Here is an 18,176-nt window from a genome sequence, read left to right as displayed (position 1 = left end):
CCGGAAACGCCCGTTCGGCTTCGCCGGGCCCCGGACCCCCGCGGTTACCGTGCAGGTCTGGGGCGCCCACCGCCCTCGGTGGGCCGACGCCACTGGAGGGGTGTTCTCACGTGACCGATCGGGGACCCGAGGAAGGGCCGCAGGAGCGACCGCAGGAGACGCCGGGCGACCCGGTGAACCACCGCCCCCCGGAGGAGTGGCGGCCCGGCGACCCCGAGGACCCGGCGCGGGGCGGGCCGCAGCCGCCGGGCGAGCCCCCGCAAACGCCCCCGCCCTACGGCGGGCCGGCCGGGGACCGCCCGGGACCGCCGGAGGAGGGCGGCCACCTGCCTCCCCCGCCCGGCGTCCACTGGACCCCGCCGCCCCTGGGGACGCCGTACCCGGACGCCGCATCCGAGGGGGAGGCGCCGCCGGAGCCGCCCGGGGCCGGGGCGCCGCAGGAACCGCCGGGGCCGCCGATGGAGCCGCCCGGCGGGTACCCGCCGCGGGACCACCCCACGGGAGCCCCGCCCGAGCCGGTGGGCGGAGAGCTGTCCGAGGGGCCCAACGGCCCCTACCAGGCGGGGTACGAGCACGCGGGCTACGCGCCCGGGTACGGGGAGTCGGACGCCCCGGGCACCGGAGCCGGACGGCCCGCGGGCGGCCACGCGGGGCCGCCGTACCCGGACGCGCCCGCCGGAGACGGGTACGGCGGGCAGGCCCCGCCGGCCTTCGGCGCGGGCCGCGGCCCCGGCGGCGGGGGACCGCCCGGCGGCTACGGGGCGCCCCCCGGCGGGCACGGGCCGCCCGAGGCCGTGCCCACCCCCTGGGGGAAGATCATCGGCATCGGCTGCGGTGTGCTGCTGCTCCTGCTGCTGGTGGGCGGCGGGTGCACCGCCGTCGGCCTGTTCATGGCGCAGAGCCGCCCGCCCACGGCGCAGGCTCCCGGGCCCGGGGAGACCGGCTCCCAGGGGCGCGGGGAGGGGAGCAGCGGCGCGGAGGTGACGGCCGGGCGCACCGACTTCGAACCCGGTCCGCTGTACACGTCCGGCGACTTCACCAGCGTCGACGTGTCGGTGAGCAACGGGGGACAGGAGTCGCTGGACGTCAACCCGCTGTACTTCAGCGTCATCGACGCCTCCGGGACGCTGCACAGCACCGCCGAGGCGGTGGGGATGGACGCGCGGGAGCTGGACGCGAGCACGCTCGTCCCGGGGCAGAGCACGTCCGGGGTGATCACCGTGCAGGGGCTGGTGGAGGCCGACCGGGTGGTGTTCGAGCCGTACTACGGCGAGCCGGTGGAGAGCCCGGTCCAGTAGGGGCCGGTGCGCGGCGCGGCCCCGCGGGCCCGTCCGAAGGCGGTGCCGGGCGCGCGGGCCGCGGCGGCGGCGTTCCCGGTGCCGGCCGTCGGCCCCGGGGCGGTTCCCGCGGGCGGGCGGGCGGGTCCGTGCCCGGTGCGCGGCGCGGCGGTCGCGGTCTCCCGGCAGCGCCGGGGTGTCGCGGCCGACATGGGAACCCGGGCGGTACCGGGCCGCTCCGTGTGCGGTCAGGGCGCCAGCGCGGGGTCGCGCAGCCACTGGGCCAGGCTCTCGGCGCGCTCGGTGTCGCACTTGAGCGGGCACGTGGTGCAGTACCCGTGCTCGGGGTCGCCCTTGTAGTCGAAGCAGCAGGTGCCGCGCACGGCCCAGGTGCCCTGCGGGTGCCCGGGGGCGAAGGGGAACAGGCGCGGGCGCCTGCGGGTGACCGCCCCGGCCGCCACCACGGCGTCGGCCAGGCGCTCGGCGGACTCCCAGGCGTCCCCGGCGTCGCGGGCCAGGTAGCGGGCCGGGTTGAGCATGTAGAAGTGCAGGGTGTCGAGCACCCAGCCCCACAGGGTGCGCTTGCCCGCCCGCGAGTGCCCGTGCAGGGCGTCGATGAGGGGCTCGAACGTCGCGAACAGGGCCTCGGCGGCCAGCCGCACCTGCTCGTCGGCGTCGCGGGCCGTCACGGTGTCGGGTCGGCCGGCGGCCGGGTCGCCCGGCAGGACCGCGAAGCGGGTGTCCGCCGAGACGGGGGTGCCGAACCGGGCGGCGCGGGTGTCCCAGGGCAGGTAGAGGGTGTCGGGGTCGAGCAGGGGGGCGCGCCCGGTCAGGTACAGCGAGGCCGACACCAGGAAGATCGGCTCGCGCAGGGTGACGCGCAGGAAGTTGGTGGCGGCGGGGAGCCGGTGCCCGGGTCCGTGCTCGGTGCGGAGCTTGTCGAACAGGATCGGCACCCAGCCCTCGGCGGCCAGGGCCGCGGCGGAGTACCACTGCACGGCGCCCGCCGGGCGGCCGTGCAGCTCCTCGAACGCGAGCAGCTCGGGCAGCGGGTGGAAGCGCAGGGGCGCGCAGGCGTCGCGGAGGGCCTCGATCGGATCGGGGTTCGCCGGAGTCACCGTGGGGAACCTGCCCTTCGTCGCAGCGGAGCCGTCGTGTCCGGGGGGCTCGGTCGCAGGCCACCGGGAAACGGGTAGAACGTCTGCGCCTCTTAAGTGAGGCTACCCTAACGATCTGCGTCCACGCAATGAGCCCCTCCTGTGACGGGGATCCTTCCCCGGCGGGGAGGGGCGCGGCCCCGGGCCGTTCCAAGGTTTCGTCCGGGTTCGTCCTTGCAGGTGGGGAGAGGGGGAGCCGGGGCCGGGCCGCCCCGGCCCCGGGCGTGGTCAGGCGGCGGCCGGGCGGCGCCGGCGCGGCCCGCGGTACTTGATCCACCACTCGACGAACAGCAGCGGCACGATCCAGGACAGGAAGCTCGACGGCGCGGCCACCACGGGCGCCAGCGCCATCGGGTCCTCGGCCGGTACCTCCGGGTCGACGCCGAGCAGGGCCAGCGGGATCAGCAGGACCAGGACGACCCGGTTGAACGCGATGCCGTAGATGAGCGCGAAGCTGCGCAGCATCCACTCCCGGTGGTCGGCGAACCTGCGGCGGCGGGCCATCGCGAACCCCAGGACGGTGAACGCCAGCCACAGGACCGCCCAGACCGTGTTGGAGACCTGGGTGCCGAACCCGGTGCCGCTGAACGGCGCGATGAGCAGCGCCGGGACGCCCACCAGCGGAATTCCCGCCAGCACGTAGGCCCGGCCGCTCCAGCGGTGCACGGCCGGGTACCGCGACCGCAGCCACGGCCACACCTGGAGGATCACCAGCAGGGTTAGCAGCGCGCCGCCGAAGATGTGCGTGACCAGCACCGGGAAGTACCAGGAGGGCGTCTGGGGGACGGGCAGCCGGGCGTCGGCCGGGTCCAGGGAGAGGTAGGGCGGCACCGCGTAGAGCAGGAACGTGAGGCTGAACAGGGCCAGCGGCAGGATCCAGGGGCGCCGCCACCAGCGGACGGGGGCCGGTGCCGGGCGGGGGCGCGGTGCGGCGGTGCCGGGTGCTGCGGGGGGTGTCATGGGTCTCTCTCCTCGGGGGGCGCGGTCTTCTCGGTCGTCGCCGCGGGGGCGGGGCGGGCACGGGGGTGCGCCCGCCCGGCCGGGGGTGGTGTCCGGCCGGTCCCCGCGGCGGGTGCCGCCCGGCCGGCCGTGGTGTCCGCGCCGCCTCAGCGGCTCAGGGAGCGGAAGCGGCGCACCGCCAGCGGGACGCACAGGACGAGCAGGAGCGCCGGGACCGCCACGGCCAGCAGCCCGGCGTGCTCGGCGGGCCAGGAGTCGGCGGGCACGCCCGGGCTGCCGAAGAGGTCGCGCAGCGTGGAGACGACCGCGGACAGCGGGTTCCACTCGGCGACGGGCGCCATCCAGGAGGGCATCGCCCCGGCGGGCAGGAAGGCGGTCGAGAGCATGGTGAGCGGGAACGCCAGCGGGTAGACGATCATGCCCGACGCCTCCGGGTCGGGCACCAGCAGCCCCATCAGGACGCCCAGCCACACCAGGGACAGCCGGAAGAGCAGCAGCAGGCCGATCGCCAGGGCGGCCCCGGCGAGCCCGTTCCCGGCCCGCCAGCCCAGCAGCAGGCCCACCGGGACCAGGACCGCGATCTCCAGGCAGGCGCGCACCATGTCCGCGGCGGTGCGGGCGGTCAGCAGGGCCACCGGGGACATGGGCATGGAGCGGAAGCGGCCCATCACCTCCCGGGAGACGTCGCGGGCGGTGCCGTTGGCGCTCCCGGAGACGCCGTAGACCATGACCATGGCCAGCATCGCCGGGACGAGGAACTCGCGGTAGTTCCCGCCCCCGTGGCCGGACATCACCTCGTCGAAGAGGAAGCCGAACAGCAGGACCATCACGACGGGCATGACGATGGCGATGCCGGGCTCGAAGGGGCTGCGCACCATGTGCAGCAGGTTGCGCCGGGTCAGGACGAGGACGTCGGAGACGAGCTTGCCGGAGTGGGCGGCGGGCGGGCGCTCGGGGGCGGTGCCGGGTTCGGTGGCGAGGGTGGCGGTCATCGTGGATCACTCCGGGAGGGGCGTGGGCGGTCGGTCGGTTCTCAGGCCGGGACGGGGCGGGAGGCGTCGGCGTCGCGGCCGGTCAGGGCGAGGAACACCTCGTCGAGGCTGGGCCTGCGCACCCCGATGTCGGCGATGGCCGCGGTCGACCCCTCCAGGGCGCGCACGGCCCCGGTGAGCACCGCCAGGCGGTCGGCGGCGGGCAGGCTGATGCGCTGCTCCCCGCGGTGCACGGTCGCCGGGGCGTCCAGCGCGGACCCGAGCAGGGCGGCGGTGGCGGACAGGTCGGCCGGGTCGCGCACGACCACGTCGAGGCGGTCGCCGCCCACCCGGGAGCGCAGGGCGTCGGGGGTGCCCTCGGCGAGGGTGCGCCCGCGGTCGATCACGGCGACGGTGTCGGCCAGCCGGTCGGCCTCCTCCAGGTACTGGGTGGTGAGCACGACCGTGGTCCCGGCCGCGACCAGGGAGCGCACCGACTCCCACACGCCCAGGCGGCTGCGCGGGTCCAGCCCGGTGGTGGGCTCGTCGAGGAAGAGCACCCGCGGGCGCTGGATGAGGCTGACGGCCAGGTCCAGGCGGCGGCGCATGCCGCCGGAGTAGCCGGAGGCGTACCGGTCGGCGGCCTCGGTGAGGCCGAAGTCCGCCAGCAGCTCCCCGGCGCGGCGCCGGGCGGCGCCCCGGTCCAGGCCGTAGAGGCGGGAGAACATCACGAGGTTCTCCCGGCCGGTGAGCAGTTCGTCGACGGAGGCGTACTGCCCGGTGAGGCCGATGGCGGCGCGCACCCGCTCGGGCTCGCGCACCACGTCGGCCCCGGCGACCTCGGCCCGCCCGGCGTCGGGGCGCAGCAGGGTGGCGAGGACCCGCACGGCGGTGGTCTTGCCCGCCCCGTTGGGGCCCAGCAGGCCGAACACGGTCCCGGCGGGCACCTCCAGGTCGAATCCGTCCAAGGCGGCGGTGTCGCCGTAGCCCTTGCGCAGCCCCTCGGCCCGTACGGCGGGGGATCGGTCGGCCATGGCGCGTACTCCCTAAACTGTTTATGTCGCACACTAGTGAGTGTAAGTAATACACAGTTCTAGGATGGTGTCAACGAGACGACCCCGACGACTGGTGGCCCATGACGACCGAGGACGAGCGCAAGAGCCGGATGGCGCGGGAGGTGGAGCTGCTCTGGGGCCTGGACGCGCCGGCCGCCCGGCGGGGCCCCAAGCCGCGCCTCAGCCGGGAGGCGGTGGTCCGCGCGGCGATCGCCGTCGCCGACGCGGAGGGCCTCGACGCGCTCTCCATGCAGCGCGTGGCCAGGGAGCTGGGCTACACCACCATGTCCCTGTACCGGTACGTGGACAGCAAGGAGGACATGCTCGTCCTCATGCTCGACGCCGCCATGGACGGCGTCCCGCCCGGCCCCCGGGCGGACGGCGACTGGCGCGCCGGCCTGGAGGAGTGGTGCCACGACGCCCTGGACATGTACCGCGCCCACCCGTGGACGGTGTTCGTCGGGTTCTCCGGGCCGCCCAGCGGGCCCAACGGCCTGCGCTGGATGGAGGCCGGCCTGCGCGAGCTGGTCGCCTCCGGGCTCGGCGTCGGCGAGGCGGTCCAGATGCTGACGATGCTCTCGGCGGTGCTGCGCGACACCATCCGCCTGGAGATCGAGATGACGCGCGCCGCGCAGAGCACCGGGAGCACCCTGCTGGAGGTCGAGGGGGACTACAGCGTGGGCCTGCGCCGGGTCGTCACCGCCGACCGGTTCCCCACCATCGCCCGGATGCTGGGGGAGGAGGTCCTGGAGGAGGCGCCCCCGGCCGACACCCGCCGGACCGGCGGACCCGCGGAGGAGATCGACTTCGGCCTCCACCGCATCCTCGACGGCATCGAGGCCTACGTCCGCTCCCGGGCCGCGGGTCCGCCCCGCGCCTGAGGGCCCCTCCCGCGGGCGGCGCCGCGCCGGGCGCCGCCCGAACGGGCGTCAGCGGATGAGGGCCAGGTGGTGGCGGGCCAGCACCGACACCACCTCGGCGGCCCGGCCGGGGGCGGTACCCGCCGCCTCGGCCAGCTCCGCGACCGTCAGCGACCGGCGCTCGGCCAGCACGCCCAGCACCTCGCCCGCCTCGGCGGGCAGCCGGTACCGGCGCCCGCCCACCGACAGCGCCACCTTGCCGCCCTCGCGGACCAGCGGCGGCGGCAGGATGGGCACGAACTCCACGCGCGCCCCCGGCCCCGGGGGCTCCCCGTCCACGGTCCAGGGCAGCGAGAACGACGTGCGCCGCGGGAACCGCGCGTCCCGCTCGGCCAGGAACCCGTCCAGGTCGGCCTCCTCGGCCAGCTCCGCCAGCCGCGCCGCCAGCTCCCGCCGGTGCTTGCGCCGCACGTCGGGGTCGGCGAACCGGGGCAGGTCCCGCCGGAACCCCTCCTCCTCCACCAGCCGCCGCACCAGGGCCTGCGCCCAGTCCACCCCGGTCGCCCGGGTGAACCCGAACGTCAGGTGCAGGCTCACGTCCCCGGTCCCGGTCACCGTGTGCCACCAGCCGCGGGGCACGTGCAGCACCTGGCCCGGCCGCAGCACCCCCTCCCACACGATCTGGAGCCCGCCGTCGGCGTCCCGCGGCGGGGTGTGGGCGTGGTCCACGTCGTCCTTCATGGGGTGGGTGCGCGACCCGGGCCCGTGCACCTGCCAGTGCTTGGTGCCCTCCACCTGCACGATCACCGTGTCGTGGTCGTCCCAGTGGGTGTCGAACCCGCGCGACTCCCCCCAGATCAGGTACATGTTGGCCTGCACGCGCTCGCGCACCAGCCGCATCAGGTCGTCGGCCGCGGCGGCCACCGGCGGGTGCATCCGGTCCAGCCCGTCCAGCACCAGGCTCGCCCCCTCGCGCAGCTCCCGGTACAGCGCCTCCGGGCGCACCACCCGCCGGGCCGCCCGGGAGGCGGTGACCGCCTCGGTGTACCGCTCCACCGGGACCGGGGAGCCGTCCCTGTGCAGCCGCAGCCGCGGGGGCTCGGGCGCGCACGCCGCCAGCATGGCGTTGAGGTCGTCGAACCCCACCAGGGGGCGCACCGCGTCCGCCCCCAGGTCGGCGAACACGAACTCGTCCGACAGCCGCTCGGTCAGGGCCTCCCGGCCCACGATGCCGCACAGCCTCTCACTGAACAGGTGGCCGGGATCGGTCACGGTGCTTCCCGCCTTTCGGACGAAGGGGCCCGCCCGGCCCGGACACGGCCGGACCGGGCGGGTGCGAAGGGGATCAGATGAAGTCGGAACTGGAGTCGGTACCGTCGCTGTCGCCGCCCGCGGTGATGTCGCGGGAGGTCACCTCGGCCAGCTCCTCGACCTCGACCTCGATGGGGTCCATACGCCGCACCTCGCCTTCCGTGTGGTGGTTTCCTCTAGGGCCAGGGCCGGCCCCGCGCCGGGCGGCGCGGCGACAGCCCCGTTCGGTGGGCCGCGAACGCGTGCGCGTCCGCGGCCAGCCCCACCGCCCGGCCGACCGCGCGCGGGCCGTGCCCGACGTCGCGCTCGTACCGCAGCAGGGCCGGTGGCCGCCCCTCCTCGGAGCGGGCCGCCGCCAGCAGCGCCGCGCACATCTTGCGCGGGTGGGCGGCGTCGGTCCGCGTGTCGCCGTCGAACCCGGTGAGCAGCACGCTCGGGTACCGCAGCCCCGGCGTGCGCACCGCGCCCTCCAGCACCCGGTGGTAGGGCGAGTAGGACATCAGGGCGGCGAAGTCCGCGGGGTCGGCGACGGTCCCGAACTCGCGGGTCCACATCCGCCCCAGGCCCAGGCGCTCGAACCTGGCCATGTCCGCCAGCGGGGCGGACGCGATCACCGCCGAGCACAGGTCGGGCCGGGCCGCCGCCGCGGCCAGCACCAGCAGCCCGCCCGCGGAGCCGCCCGACAGGCACAGCCCCGGGCGCTCGCACAGCCGGGCCGCGACCAGGGCGTCGGCCGCCGCCACCAGGTCCTCCACGGCGCGCGGCTTGGCGCGGCCGGCGCCGGCCAGGTGCCACGCGCGCCCGATGTCGCCGCCGCCGCGCACGTGCGCCACCGCGTAGCGCCCGCCCAGGGACAGCCAGGCCAGCACGGTCGCGCTGAACCCGAACCTGCGGGGGCGGCCGAACCCGCCGTAGGCGTGCAGCAGGGTCGGCAGCGGCTCCGCGGGCGGGGCGGCCGTGCCGGGCCCGTTCCCGGCGGAGGCGGGCGGCGGCGGCGCGCCGCGCGCGGTCAGGACGGTGACCGGGACCCGGGTGCCGTCGGCGGACCGGCACCACAGCACGGTCCGCTCCACCCGCGGCGCGGGCGGCGGCGGGGCCGCCCCGGGGGGCCAGGACAGCGGGCGGGAGGAGCCCGGGGCCAGGCGCAGCACCCGCTGCTGGGCGGTGACGTCGGCGTAGTTCAGGAACACGGACCCGTCCGGGGCGGTGGCCGGACCGCTCACCATGCCCTCGCCCGGCAGGTCCACGGTGCGCACCGGCGCGCCGGTCCGCGCGTCGTGGACGGTCGCGGAGTCGATGCCCAGGCGGGTGCGCACCACGAGGAGCTCGGGGGAGCCGGCGGTGCCGCAGGGGGCGAAGGAGTCCAGGGTCTCGCCCTCGCGCTGGGGGACCGCCTCGCGCCAGTTCCCGGGGCCGGGCCGGTCCGGGTGGGTGACGCAGATCCGCCGCCAGGGGGCGTCCAGGGTGGTGCGCAGGTACAGCAGGCCGTCCGGGCCCAGGTCGGCCTCGGTCTCGGCCTCCTCGCCCACCTGGACCGGGCGCAGGTCGGGGGCCTCGGGCGGCCCTGCCTCCAGGTCGGCCAGCCACAGGTCGGTGCGGTGGCCGGTGCCGTGGCTCTCGGTGAACAGCAGCAGGCGCCCGCCCAGCACCCGCACCCCCGGGACGGTGCCCGGCCCCGAGCAGGCGCGCACGAACACCTCGGTGCCGTCGGCGGCCCGGCGCAGCCACACCCCGCGGGCGCCGCCCTCGTCGTCGCGCCGCACGTAGTAGAAGGCGCAGGGCCCGCGGGGCGTCCACGCCACGTGGGAGTAGCGGACCCCGCGCACGGCCGGGCCCACCTGTCGGCCGTCGGCCACGCGCAGCACCCGCAGGACGCCGCGCTCCACCCCGCCGGCGGAGGTCTGGACCGCGACCAGGCGGCCCGTCGGGTCGGGTTCCCAGGCGTCCAGGGTGGTGCGGCCCGAGGGGTCGGCCGCCGCCGGGTCGTAGACCACGCGGGCCCGGTCGGCGCGCACGGCGGCGGGGGAGGCCCCGGACAGGACGTCGTCGGGGACGTCGAAGGCGACCAGGCGCGGGTGCTCGGCCCCGGCCGGGCGCACGGTGGCCAGGAGGAGTCCGGGCCGGTGCACCGGAGCCGACCACAGGTCGGCGTCCAGGTGGCGGCGGATGCGCGCGTCGAGCCGGTTGCGCAGCGTCCACCCGGCGGCCTCGCGGGCGTGGTCGCGGGCGCGCTCCTCCAGCCACCGCAGCGTCCGGGGGTCGTCGGCGGACTCCAGCCAGCGGTAGGGGTCCGGTACGGGGCGGCCGTGCAGGGTGTCCACGACGGACGACGGCTCGCGGACGGGGGCGGCTCCGGGGACTCGGTTGCGCACCCTCACATCGTTCGGGCCCCCGTTCCGACGGTCAAGAAAGAACCGTCTTACCCGCGGGTGATACGGACCTTGCCTGAAGGTGAGGTCCGCAGGCCGGAGCGGCGGCGGCGCGGGCGTTGCGGGATTCGGTCCGCCCCTTTTCGCGGGGGAGTCCGGAGCCGGGGGCGCGAAAAAGCGGCGCCCCGCTCGGAGCGGGGCGCCGCGGGGGAGGGGGTGCCAGGCGCCGGACGGCCGCGGGGCCGCCCGGCGCCTCGGGAGTCGGCGCCCCCGCTGACGCTTTGGGCCGTCAGGCGTTGTCCGGGTGGCCGATGGCCAGGCCGGACTCCTGGTCGAAGAAGTGCAGCTGGCTGACGTCCACCGACAGCGTGATCGTGCTGCCCGGGCGGACCTGGCTGCGCGGGCTGACCCGGGCGGTGAACAGCGAGCGGTCCGCGCCCAGCGGCAGCGCGGCCTCGGCGCTCTCGGTGTCGTCGCCCGCGGCGTCCTTGGCCAGGGCGGCGGCGTCCTCGTGGCGCACCGGCGGGGCGTCGACCGTGAAGATCACGTTGATCTCGGTGCCCAGCTCCTCGGTGACGTCCGCGGTGACCTCGATGCGCGGGCCGTCGTTGCCGTCGAACTCGGCGTCGTTGAAGTCCGAGGGGCGGATGCCCAGGATGATGTCGCGGCCCAGGTAGTCGCGCAGGTTCGGGCGCGAGTCCAGCACGGACGCGGGCACCGGCAGGGTGTGGTCGGCGAACTTCAGCACCGCGCCGCCGCCCTCGGAGGTCAGCGAGGCGTCCACGAAGTTCATGGCGGGGGAGCCGATGAAGCCGGCCACGAACAGGTTGACCGGGGAGTCGAACAGGCGCTTGGGGGTGTCCACCTGCTGGAGGCGGCCGTCGCGCAGCACCGCGACCCGGTCGCCCAGGGTCATCGCCTCGATCTGGTCGTGGGTGACGTAGACGGTGGTGACGCCCAGGCGCTCGTGCAGCTGGTTGAGGGAGGCGCGCATCTGGACGCGGAGCTTGGCGTCCAGGTTGGACAGCGGCTCGTCCATGAGGAAGGCCTGCGGCTCGCGGACGATGGCGCGGCCCATGGCCACGCGCTGGCGCTGGCCGCCGGAGAGGGCGCCGGGCTTGCGCTTGAGGTAGGGCTCCAGGCCCAGCATCTCGGCCGCCTCCTGGACGCGGCGCGCGATCTCGGGCTTGGCGACCTTGCGCAGCTTGAGGCCGAAGGCGAGGTTCTGCTCGACCGTCATGTGCGGGTAGAGCGCGTAGTTCTGGAAGACCATCGCGATGTCGCGGTCCTTGGGCGGGCGGTCGTTGACGATCTCGTCGCCGATGACCAGGGTGCCCGCGGAGATCTCCTCCAGTCCCGCGATCATGCGCAGCGCGGTGGACTTGCCGCAGCCGGACGGGCCGACGAGCACCATGAACTCGCCGTCCTCGATCCGCAGGTTCAGGTTGTCGACGGCCTTGACGCCGCCTCCGTAGATCTTGTCGACGCCTTCGAGGGCGATCTCCGCCATGTCTGTGCTCCGCTGCATCGGGTCGGGGGGTGACGGGGATCTCGTGGCCGCAGACCCGGGTCACCCGGACCGGTTCGCGCTCATCGTGATCGAACCGGACCGTTTTTCTGATCATATGAGACAGGAAAGTGATCGAAAAGTCCAGGGTTAGGGCGGACTTGATCTGATTGCGGTCAGACTGAAACCCGGAGCGCTCGACTGGCATGGCGGCCCCAGGTGCGTTAGCCTGTGCGACGGTTCACCACTCCTCCCCTGCGGACACTCGGCGGGGCCGCCACGACACGGCGGCCGGGTTGAGGCATCCGGTTGGGGAGTCTGGGTAACCTAACGACCAGTCCAGCACTGGACGGACCGGTTGTGCGTCCCCCACTCGTCCGATCGGACGCTGCATCACGCGCCAGGTGCAGCCGGGATCGGGTGAGGGGCGGAGTACCGCGACCGGGCGGGGGGTTGGACCCGGAAAAGGCCCGAACATCCAGTAGACAACGGTATTCCGAGCTCGCCGCCGACGGGACGGAGCCGGTCCGAAGGGTGGCTCGGGCCTTTTCCGCGTCCCCCCAATATGCTGACCGCACACCCTCACCACACCTGCGGAAAGCGAGACCCCACGTGGTCACCGAACACACGGAGCGGGGCGGGGTCCCCGCCGCCGGCCCCCAGGCGCCCCCGGCGCCGGTGACGGGCCGGACGGCCACCGTTCTCCCCCTCGGCCACCGCTGGGGCCGGTACGACCTCCTGTGGCGTCTCGCGGCCGCCGCCGGCTCGGGCCTGGCCCAGCTGTTCGCCCTGGAGCCCTACGGGCTGTGGTGGCTGGGGCCGCTGAGCGCCGCCCTCCTTCTCTTCGCCGTCGCCGGGACCCGGATGCGCCGCGCCGCCTGGCTGGGCGCCGTGGCCGGTGCCACGCTCATGGTCCCCCTGGTGCGGTGGCAGGACGTGTTCGGCGCCGACGTGTGGCTGCTCATCGCCGCCGCCGAGACGGTCTACTACCTGCCCATGGCCATGGGCGTCGCCCTGGTCTTGCGGCTGCCCGGCTGGCCGGTCTGGACCGCCGCCCTGTGGGTGGCCCAGGAGGCGCTGCGCGCCCGCTGGCCGCTGGGCGGTTTCCCCTGGGGCAAGCTCGCCTTCGCCCAGCCCGACACGCCCTTCGCCGGGTACGCCGCCCTGGGCTCCTCCGCGCTGGTGACCTTCGCCGTCGCCCTCACCGGCGGCCTGCTGCTGTGGGCCGTCCTGCGCACGGCCTCGCGGGGCCCGCGCGCCGGCGCGCCCACCGCCGCCCTGGCGCTGGCCGCGTCCGCCGCGGTCGTGCTCTGCGGCACCGTCGCCCCGGCCGTGGGCCGGCCCCCGGCCGGCGAGACCGTCACCGTGGGCATGGTCCAGGGCAACGTGCCCAACGTCGGCGAGATGTCCGTCGCGGGCGAGCGCATGCAGGTCCTCCAGAACCACGCCGACGGCGTCCACGAGCTGGCCGCCGCCGCCCGCGCGGACGGCACCGAACTCGACCTGGTGCTGCTGCCCGAGAACGCCAGCGACATCGACCCCTTCCGCGACCCCCGCGCCCGCGAGATCATCGACGGCGCGGCGGCCGACGCCGGGGTGCCGCTGCTGTGGGGGATGAGCCGTTTCAACGACGACGGCACCCGCTACGTCAGCAGCGTGGTGTGGGACCCCGAGACCGGGCCCGGCGAGATCTACGACAAGCGCTTCCTGGTGCCCTTCGGGGAGTACATCCCCTTCCGCGACTTCTTCACCCGGTTCGTGCAGCGCCTGGAGCAGGTCAGCTCCGACGCCGTCCCCGGCACCGAGCCCGGCGCCGTGGAGATCGGCGGCACCACCCTGGCCGTGGGCATCTGCTTCGACGTGGCCTTCGACGGGCCCGTGCGCGAGTCGGTGGCCGCCGGCGGCGGGATCATCGTCATCCCCACCAACAACGCCAACTACAACTTCACCGGCCAGTCCGACCAGCAGCTCGCCATCACCCGGCTGCGCGCCGTCGAGCACGGCCGCCCCGCCGTGGTGGTCTCCACCAGCGGCATCAGCGCGGTGGTCGACCCCGACGGAACGGTCGCCTATCAGTCGCCGGAGGCCGAGCCCGACATCCACGTCGCCGAGCTGACCGCGGCCGACGGTCCCACGGTCGCCACCCGGCTGGGCGCGGCCCCCGAGGCGCTGCTCGCCGCCGTGGGGCTGGGCGCGGCGGTCGCCGCGGTGGTCCTGTCCCGCCGGGCCCGCGGGGATTCCGCCGACGGGTGAACCGCCCCGCGCGGGGAACCATGAGGGTCGGTGGGGCGTTCTTCCCGACGAGGGAGGACCTCACCGGCCCGTACGACCCCGAGGATGGTTCCGCATGCCGATCCTGACAGTGCTCGCACTCATGGCGCTGCCCTTCGTCGAGGTGTGGCTCATGATCGTCGTCGGCGGCTGGATCGGCGTCCCGTGGACGCTGGCCGCGCTGGTCGCCCTCATGGTGCTGGGCGTGGCGGTGCTGCGCCGGGCCGGGACCAAGGCCTTCCGCGACGCCGACGAGGCGATGCGCGCGGGCACGCAGCCGCCCGGCCTGCTCGACCCGCTCATGCTCATGGCCGGCGGCGTCCTGCTGGCGGTCCCGGGCTTCCTGACCGCCGCGGTCGGCCTGCTGCTGGTGCTGCCGTTCACCCGGCCGCTGCTGCGCTGGGCGTTCACCGGCTGGGCGCAGCGGCGGATGAGCCGCATGCGGGACCGCATGGAGGCCGAGCTGCTCGCCCAGGGCGCGCGCGTCCCGGGCCAGGGCCCCTTCGGCCCCGGGCAGAACCCCTTCGGCGGCGCGGGCGCGCCGCCCCGCGGCGGGGAGGGCCCCGCTGCGCGCTCCTCCTCCGACGGCCGGCTCATCCAGGGGCGCTTCGAGCCGGTCGACGACGACAAGGACTGATCCAGACCACCCTCCCTCCCGGTACGCCGGGAGCGACGGGGCCCGCCGAGCGTCCGTCCCTCGGCGGGCCCCGTCTTGTACGGGCACCCTGGTGGTTCCACTGATAACAGATATGTGTTTCCCTTGGTTCTAATCACTGATACCGTCATCTTTGTTATCGGTGATACCAGCGGATCGTCCCGCGGTCCGCGAGGGAGGCATACGCATGAACGAGCGCACGCTCGGCACCACCGGCCCCGCCGTCTCCGCCCTCGGCCTGGGCACCATGGGCATGTCCGACCTGTACGGCCCGGCCGACGAGGCCGAGAGCACCGCCACGATCCACGCCGCCCTGGACGCGGGGATCACCCTGCTCGACACCGCCGACTTCTACGGCGAGGGGCACAACGAACTCCTCATCCGCGACGCCCTGCGCTCCCGCTCGCGCGAGGACGCCGTCCTCAGCGTCAAGTTCGGGGCCCGCAAGGCGCCCGGCGGGGCCTTCCAGCACGCGCCCTACGACACCGCCCCGGCCGGGGTGAAGGACCGGCTGGCCCAGACCCTGCGCCGCCTGGGCACCGACCACGTCGACGTCTACCGGCCCGCGCGGCTCAACCCCGACGTGCCCATCGAGGACACCGTCGGCGCCATCGCCGAGATGGTCGAGGCCGGGTACGTGCGCCACATCGGCCTGTCCGAGGTGGGGTCGCAGACGCTGCGCCGGGCCGCGGCCGTCCACCCCATCGCCGACCTCCAGATCGAGTACTCCCTGCTCTCCCGGGGCGTGGAGGCCGACATCCTGCCCACCGCCCGCGAACTCGGGATCGGGATCACCGCCTACGGAGTGCTCTCCCGGGGGCTGCTCTCCGGGCACTGGAGCCCCGACCGGGCCCTGGCCGCGGGCGACTTCCGCGGCTTCAGCCCCCGCTTCCAGGGGGAGGCCCTGGAGGCCAACCTGCGGCTGGTGGAGGCGCTGCGCGCCGTCGCCGACGGGGTCGGCGCCACCGTGGCCCAGGTCGCCATCGCCTGGGTGGCCTCCCGCGGCGAGGACGTCGTCCCGCTCGTGGGGGCCCGGCGCCGCGACCGCCTGGCCGAGTCCCTCGCGGCCCGGGATCTGGTGCTGTCCGCCGCGGACCTGGCCGCCGTCGAGGCGGCCGTCCCCGCCGGCGCCGCCTCGGGCGACCGCTACGCGGCCGTCCAGATGGCGGCCCTGGACAGCGAGCGGCCGGTCTGACCGGAACCGGCCACGGGCCCCGCCCCCGTCCGGCGCGCGCCGGACGGGGGCGGGGGTTTTGCCGGACCTTGGCGCTCCGCGGACGCGGGGCCGGGTCCGGCGGTGCGAGCATCCACAGAGGCAGCGGGTGCGGCGGGCGCCCTGCCGGGGCGCCCGCCCGGACCCGCGCCGGACCGACCGCCGCACCCGGCCCGCGGCCGGGAGCCGACCGAATGGAGACGATGTGAGCACGCAGATCCCCGAGCCGGTGGCGACGTTCTTCGACCGGGTCAACGCCCACGACGAGGGGGCCCTGGACGCCTTCGCCGACGACGCCGTGGTGGACGACTGGGGACGGGAGTTCCTGGGCCGGGAGGAGATCGCGGCCTGGAGCGCCGAGGAGTTCATCGGCTCCCGCGGCGTGCTGGCCGTGGAACGGGTCGAGCACGCGCCGGACGGGATCCGGGTGGTGGGGGACTGGCGGTCCGACCACGCCAACGGCCCCAGCGCGTTCACCTTCGCCGTCGAGGGCGGGGCCATCACCCGGATGACCATCCGCGAGGGCTGAGGTGCGGGCCGGCCCGGGGCGTCCCCGCTCCCGCCGGGCCGGGCGCCCCGGGCCGCCCCGGCCGCGCCCGCGGGGCGGGGGCCGGGGTGACAAGGCGCGCCGGGCGCGGTAGAACGGCACCGGTCCGGTGGAGCACGACGGCGGGAGCAGCGGTGGGCGCAGGGGCGGGGACGGCGGAGCTGGAGGAGCACCTGCGCGGGTTCTGGCGCGGTCGTGAGCTGGAGCCAGTCGTCTGGGAGGACGGCGCGGGCCTGGACCGGCTGCCGGACTTCGCGGCTTACCGCGTCGCGCAGGGCCCCGGGCGCGGCTGGAACCACGCCACCGTGGGCGCCTCCGCGCGGGGCGGCCTGGAGTTCGTGCTCATGGCGCCCACCGCGAGCGGCGACCACGCCGAGACGCTCGCCACGGTCGCCCACTTCAACTCGTTCGAGGAGCACCGGGTCGGCGTCGGCTCGGTGCTGCACCTGGGCCGCCCCTGGGCGAAGGGCTCACGCATGGAGCACCTGCTGGTGAGCCCGCCCCACCCCTTCGGGCCGCTGCTGGAGCAGGCCCCCGGCGGCGTCCGCTACCTGTGGCTGATGCCGGTGCACACCGCCGAGGCCCAGGTGGTCCTGGCCGAGGGCCTGGAGGTCTTCGAGGAGCTGCTGGAGGCCGAGGGCGTCGACGTCCTCGCCGTCGACCGCCCGCCCGTCGTCTGATGCTTGTCTTCGCGCGGATTCCAGGACATGATCATATAGAACTTTGTATGGTCGTTTCGTGGACGAGTCGTGGAAGATCGAGATCGAACCAGAGGTCCGACAGTGGTTGGAACTGCTTTCGGAACCTCACTATGACAAAGCGGAGCGGGCGGCCGACATGCTGGCGGACCGGCCCACCACTCTGGGGGAGCCTTTCGCCCGCCACCTCGGAGGGAAGCTCCGCGAACTGCGCTTCGTCATGGACGGCAACGCGGTACGCATCACCTACTGGCTTGCTCCCGGGCGCCGGATCGTCTTGTTGACGGTGTTCCGCAAGACGAGGCCGCGGGAGAGGGCCGAGGTGGACAGGGCCCAACAGGCGCAGAAGGAGTGTGAGGCCCTCCACGGGCCGGCTGAGCACGACTACGAACGCATCAGGGAGGAATCGTGAACCACTCCGGATGGCGGACCCGCCGGAACCGGGAACTGTCGGGGGGCGGCGTCGAGGAGTCCCAGGCCTATGTGGAGGCCGGCCACGCCTTCGCACTCGGCCAAGCCGTGTACGACCGGCGTACCGAACTCGCCCTGTCCCAGGCGGAGGTGGCGCGGCGGGCGGGCATGACCCAGCCGCAGATCTCCAACATCGAGGGCGGGGACTCCGTGCCGACCATTCCGCTGTTGACCCGCCTGGCCAAGGCGTTGGACGCGTCGCTGACGATCGACCTGGACGGCGATGCGTCCACGTTCCGCTTCACCGGGCACCGCTCCACCCCGCCCCATGACGGCCGTCGGTCCTCCGCGGCCTGAGTTCACGAACGGCCGTGGAACCGGGCCTGGAGGGCGCGGACGGCCTCGTCCTGCCCGGGCACCGGCCCCTCCACGGGCACGCCCGGGGCGACCTCCGCGATCGGCAGCGGGCGGACCGGCCCCGGAGGCAGGCCCCAGGACTCCCGCCACGCGGTGAGCTGCGCCGACGAGCTCGCGTACACGATCCGGCCCAGGCCCGCCCACGCGTGCGCCGCCGCGCACATGGGGCAGTGCTCGCCCGAGGTGTACACCGTCGCCGCCGCCCGCTCTCCCGCCGGCAGCCGGGACGCCGCCCACCGGGCGATGGCCAGCTCGGGGTGGCGGGTGCCGTCGCCGCCGGAGACCTCGTTGTGCCCCTCGAACAGCACCGTCCCGTCCGCCGCCACCAGCACCGAGCCGAACGGCTCGTCGCCCGCCTCCAGCGCCTCCCGCGCCAGCTCGACCGCCCGGCGCAGGTGCCGCAGGTCCGTCTCGTCCATGGTTCCCCCTCGTGGTCACCCCGACCGTACACACGGCGACGGCCGCACCGCCCGCCGGGCGGTGCGGCCGTGCGCGCC

At 75.5% G+C, this 18,176-nt stretch carries 17 protein-coding genes; 9 read left to right on the top strand and 8 right to left on the bottom strand.

The window, feature by feature from the left end; genetic code table 11:
- The first annotated feature begins 110 nt into the window (after positions 1-110).
- Positions 111-1,298: a DUF4352 domain-containing protein gene (locus tag BUE45_RS24180; protein WP_342746046.1), complete on the top strand. Its 1,188-nt coding sequence runs from the start codon at positions 111-113 to the stop codon at positions 1,296-1,298.
- Positions 1,299-1,525: 227 nt separating this feature from the next.
- Here the strand turns inward: BUE45_RS24180 and BUE45_RS24170 are convergent, their stop codons facing one another.
- From BUE45_RS24170 to BUE45_RS24155, 4 genes are all read right to left on the bottom strand, one after another.
- Positions 1,526-2,395: a (2Fe-2S)-binding protein gene (locus BUE45_RS24170; protein ID WP_073382059.1), complete on the bottom strand. Its 870-nt coding sequence runs from the start codon at positions 2,393-2,395 to the stop codon at positions 1,526-1,528.
- A 267-nt stretch (positions 2,396-2,662) separates the two neighbouring features.
- Positions 2,663-3,394 (bottom strand): DUF2306 domain-containing protein, encoded by a 732-nt coding sequence (locus BUE45_RS24165; RefSeq protein WP_073382057.1) that lies wholly within the window; start codon positions 3,392-3,394, stop codon positions 2,663-2,665.
- A gap of 146 nt (positions 3,395-3,540) precedes the next feature.
- The gene (locus BUE45_RS24160) at positions 3,541-4,386 is read right to left on the bottom strand and encodes an ABC transporter permease (protein ID WP_073382054.1); all 846 of its coding nucleotides are present in this window, start codon (positions 4,384-4,386) and stop codon (positions 3,541-3,543) included.
- Positions 4,387-4,427: 41 nt separating this feature from the next.
- On the bottom strand, positions 4,428-5,399 hold the full coding sequence (locus BUE45_RS24155) for an ATP-binding cassette domain-containing protein (protein ID WP_073382050.1): 972 nt from the start codon (positions 5,397-5,399) through the stop codon (positions 4,428-4,430).
- A gap of 101 nt (positions 5,400-5,500) precedes the next feature.
- Between BUE45_RS24155 and BUE45_RS24150 the strand changes: the two genes are divergently transcribed.
- The gene (locus BUE45_RS24150; RefSeq protein ID WP_073382048.1) at positions 5,501-6,301 is read left to right on the top strand and encodes a TetR/AcrR family transcriptional regulator; all 801 of its coding nucleotides are present in this window, start codon (positions 5,501-5,503) and stop codon (positions 6,299-6,301) included.
- A 48-nt stretch (positions 6,302-6,349) separates the two neighbouring features.
- Here the strand turns inward: BUE45_RS24150 and BUE45_RS24145 are convergent, their stop codons facing one another.
- The 3 genes from BUE45_RS24145 to BUE45_RS24135 form a co-directional block, all read right to left on the bottom strand.
- Positions 6,350-7,552: a cupin domain-containing protein gene (locus BUE45_RS24145; protein WP_073382045.1), complete on the bottom strand. Its 1,203-nt coding sequence runs from the start codon at positions 7,550-7,552 to the stop codon at positions 6,350-6,352.
- 215 nt (positions 7,553-7,767) lie between these two features.
- Positions 7,768-9,963, bottom strand: a complete 2,196-nt coding sequence (locus BUE45_RS24140; protein WP_073382042.1) for a prolyl oligopeptidase family serine peptidase — start codon at positions 9,961-9,963, stop codon at positions 7,768-7,770.
- Between the two features lie 286 nt (positions 9,964-10,249).
- A complete protein-coding gene (locus tag BUE45_RS24135; RefSeq protein ID WP_073382040.1) occupies positions 10,250-11,470 on the bottom strand; it encodes an ABC transporter ATP-binding protein in 1,221 nt (406 codons plus the stop codon).
- Positions 11,471-12,079: 609 nt separating this feature from the next.
- On the opposite strand from BUE45_RS24135, the gene lnt reads away from it, so the two are divergent.
- From lnt to BUE45_RS24100, 7 genes are all read left to right on the top strand, one after another.
- On the top strand, positions 12,080-13,720 hold the full coding sequence (gene lnt, locus BUE45_RS24130; RefSeq protein WP_073382038.1) for an apolipoprotein N-acyltransferase: 1,641 nt from the start codon (positions 12,080-12,082) through the stop codon (positions 13,718-13,720).
- Positions 13,721-13,814: 94 nt separating this feature from the next.
- Positions 13,815-14,375 carry an FxsA family protein gene (locus BUE45_RS24125; RefSeq protein WP_073382036.1) on the top strand — a complete coding sequence of 187 codons (561 nt, stop codon included), beginning with the start codon at positions 13,815-13,817 and terminating at the stop codon, positions 14,373-14,375.
- A gap of 205 nt (positions 14,376-14,580) precedes the next feature.
- Positions 14,581-15,588, top strand: coding sequence for an aldo/keto reductase (locus BUE45_RS24120; RefSeq protein WP_084737767.1), 1,008 nt, complete (start codon positions 14,581-14,583; stop codon positions 15,586-15,588).
- 223 nt (positions 15,589-15,811) lie between these two features.
- Complete coding sequence (locus BUE45_RS24115) at positions 15,812-16,135, top strand: nuclear transport factor 2 family protein (protein WP_073382034.1); 324 nt, start codon at positions 15,812-15,814, stop codon at positions 16,133-16,135.
- A gap of 152 nt (positions 16,136-16,287) precedes the next feature.
- On the top strand, positions 16,288-16,833 hold the full coding sequence (locus BUE45_RS24110; protein ID WP_073382032.1) for a suppressor of fused domain protein: 546 nt from the start codon (positions 16,288-16,290) through the stop codon (positions 16,831-16,833).
- 58 nt (positions 16,834-16,891) lie between these two features.
- Positions 16,892-17,263 (top strand): type II toxin-antitoxin system RelE/ParE family toxin, encoded by a 372-nt coding sequence (locus BUE45_RS24105; protein ID WP_073382030.1) that lies wholly within the window; start codon positions 16,892-16,894, stop codon positions 17,261-17,263.
- Positions 17,260-17,619, top strand: a complete 360-nt coding sequence (locus BUE45_RS24100; protein ID WP_073382027.1) for a helix-turn-helix domain-containing protein — start codon at positions 17,260-17,262, stop codon at positions 17,617-17,619. The genes BUE45_RS24105 and BUE45_RS24100 overlap by 4 nt, the downstream gene beginning before the upstream one ends.
- A gap of 2 nt (positions 17,620-17,621) precedes the next feature.
- Here the strand turns inward: BUE45_RS24100 and BUE45_RS24095 are convergent, their stop codons facing one another.
- Complete coding sequence (locus tag BUE45_RS24095; protein WP_073382025.1) at positions 17,622-18,098, bottom strand: nucleoside deaminase; 477 nt, start codon at positions 18,096-18,098, stop codon at positions 17,622-17,624.
- Positions 18,099-18,176 lie beyond the last annotated feature (78 nt).

Origin of the sequence: Nocardiopsis flavescens, from assembly GCF_900141985.1 — a bacterium.
Classification (GTDB): Bacteria; Actinomycetota; Actinomycetes; order Streptosporangiales; family Streptosporangiaceae; genus Nocardiopsis; species Nocardiopsis flavescens.
The sequence above is the reverse complement of the archived record's forward strand: the minus strand, read 5'-3'. Positions and strand labels throughout refer to the sequence as shown.

Coding starts and splice junctions, on each gene's coding strand:
- BUE45_RS24165 (WP_073382057.1), bottom strand. CDS start 3,394: ATGACACCCCCCGCAGCACCCGGCACCGCCGCACCGCGCCCCCGCCCG.
- BUE45_RS24160 (WP_073382054.1), bottom strand. CDS start 4,386: ATGACCGCCACCCTCGCCACCGAACCCGGCACCGCCCCCGAGCGCCCG.
- BUE45_RS24155 (WP_073382050.1), bottom strand. CDS start 5,399: ATGGCCGACCGATCCCCCGCCGTACGGGCCGAGGGGCTGCGCAAGGGC.
- BUE45_RS24150 (WP_073382048.1), top strand. CDS start 5,501: ATGACGACCGAGGACGAGCGCAAGAGCCGGATGGCGCGGGAGGTGGAG.
- BUE45_RS24135 (WP_073382040.1), bottom strand. CDS start 11,470: ATGGCGGAGATCGCCCTCGAAGGCGTCGACAAGATCTACGGAGGCGGC.
- BUE45_RS24125 (WP_073382036.1), top strand. CDS start 13,815: ATGCCGATCCTGACAGTGCTCGCACTCATGGCGCTGCCCTTCGTCGAG.
- BUE45_RS24120 (WP_084737767.1), top strand. CDS start 14,581: ATGAACGAGCGCACGCTCGGCACCACCGGCCCCGCCGTCTCCGCCCTC.
- BUE45_RS24095 (WP_073382025.1), bottom strand. CDS start 18,098: ATGGACGAGACGGACCTGCGGCACCTGCGCCGGGCGGTCGAGCTGGCG.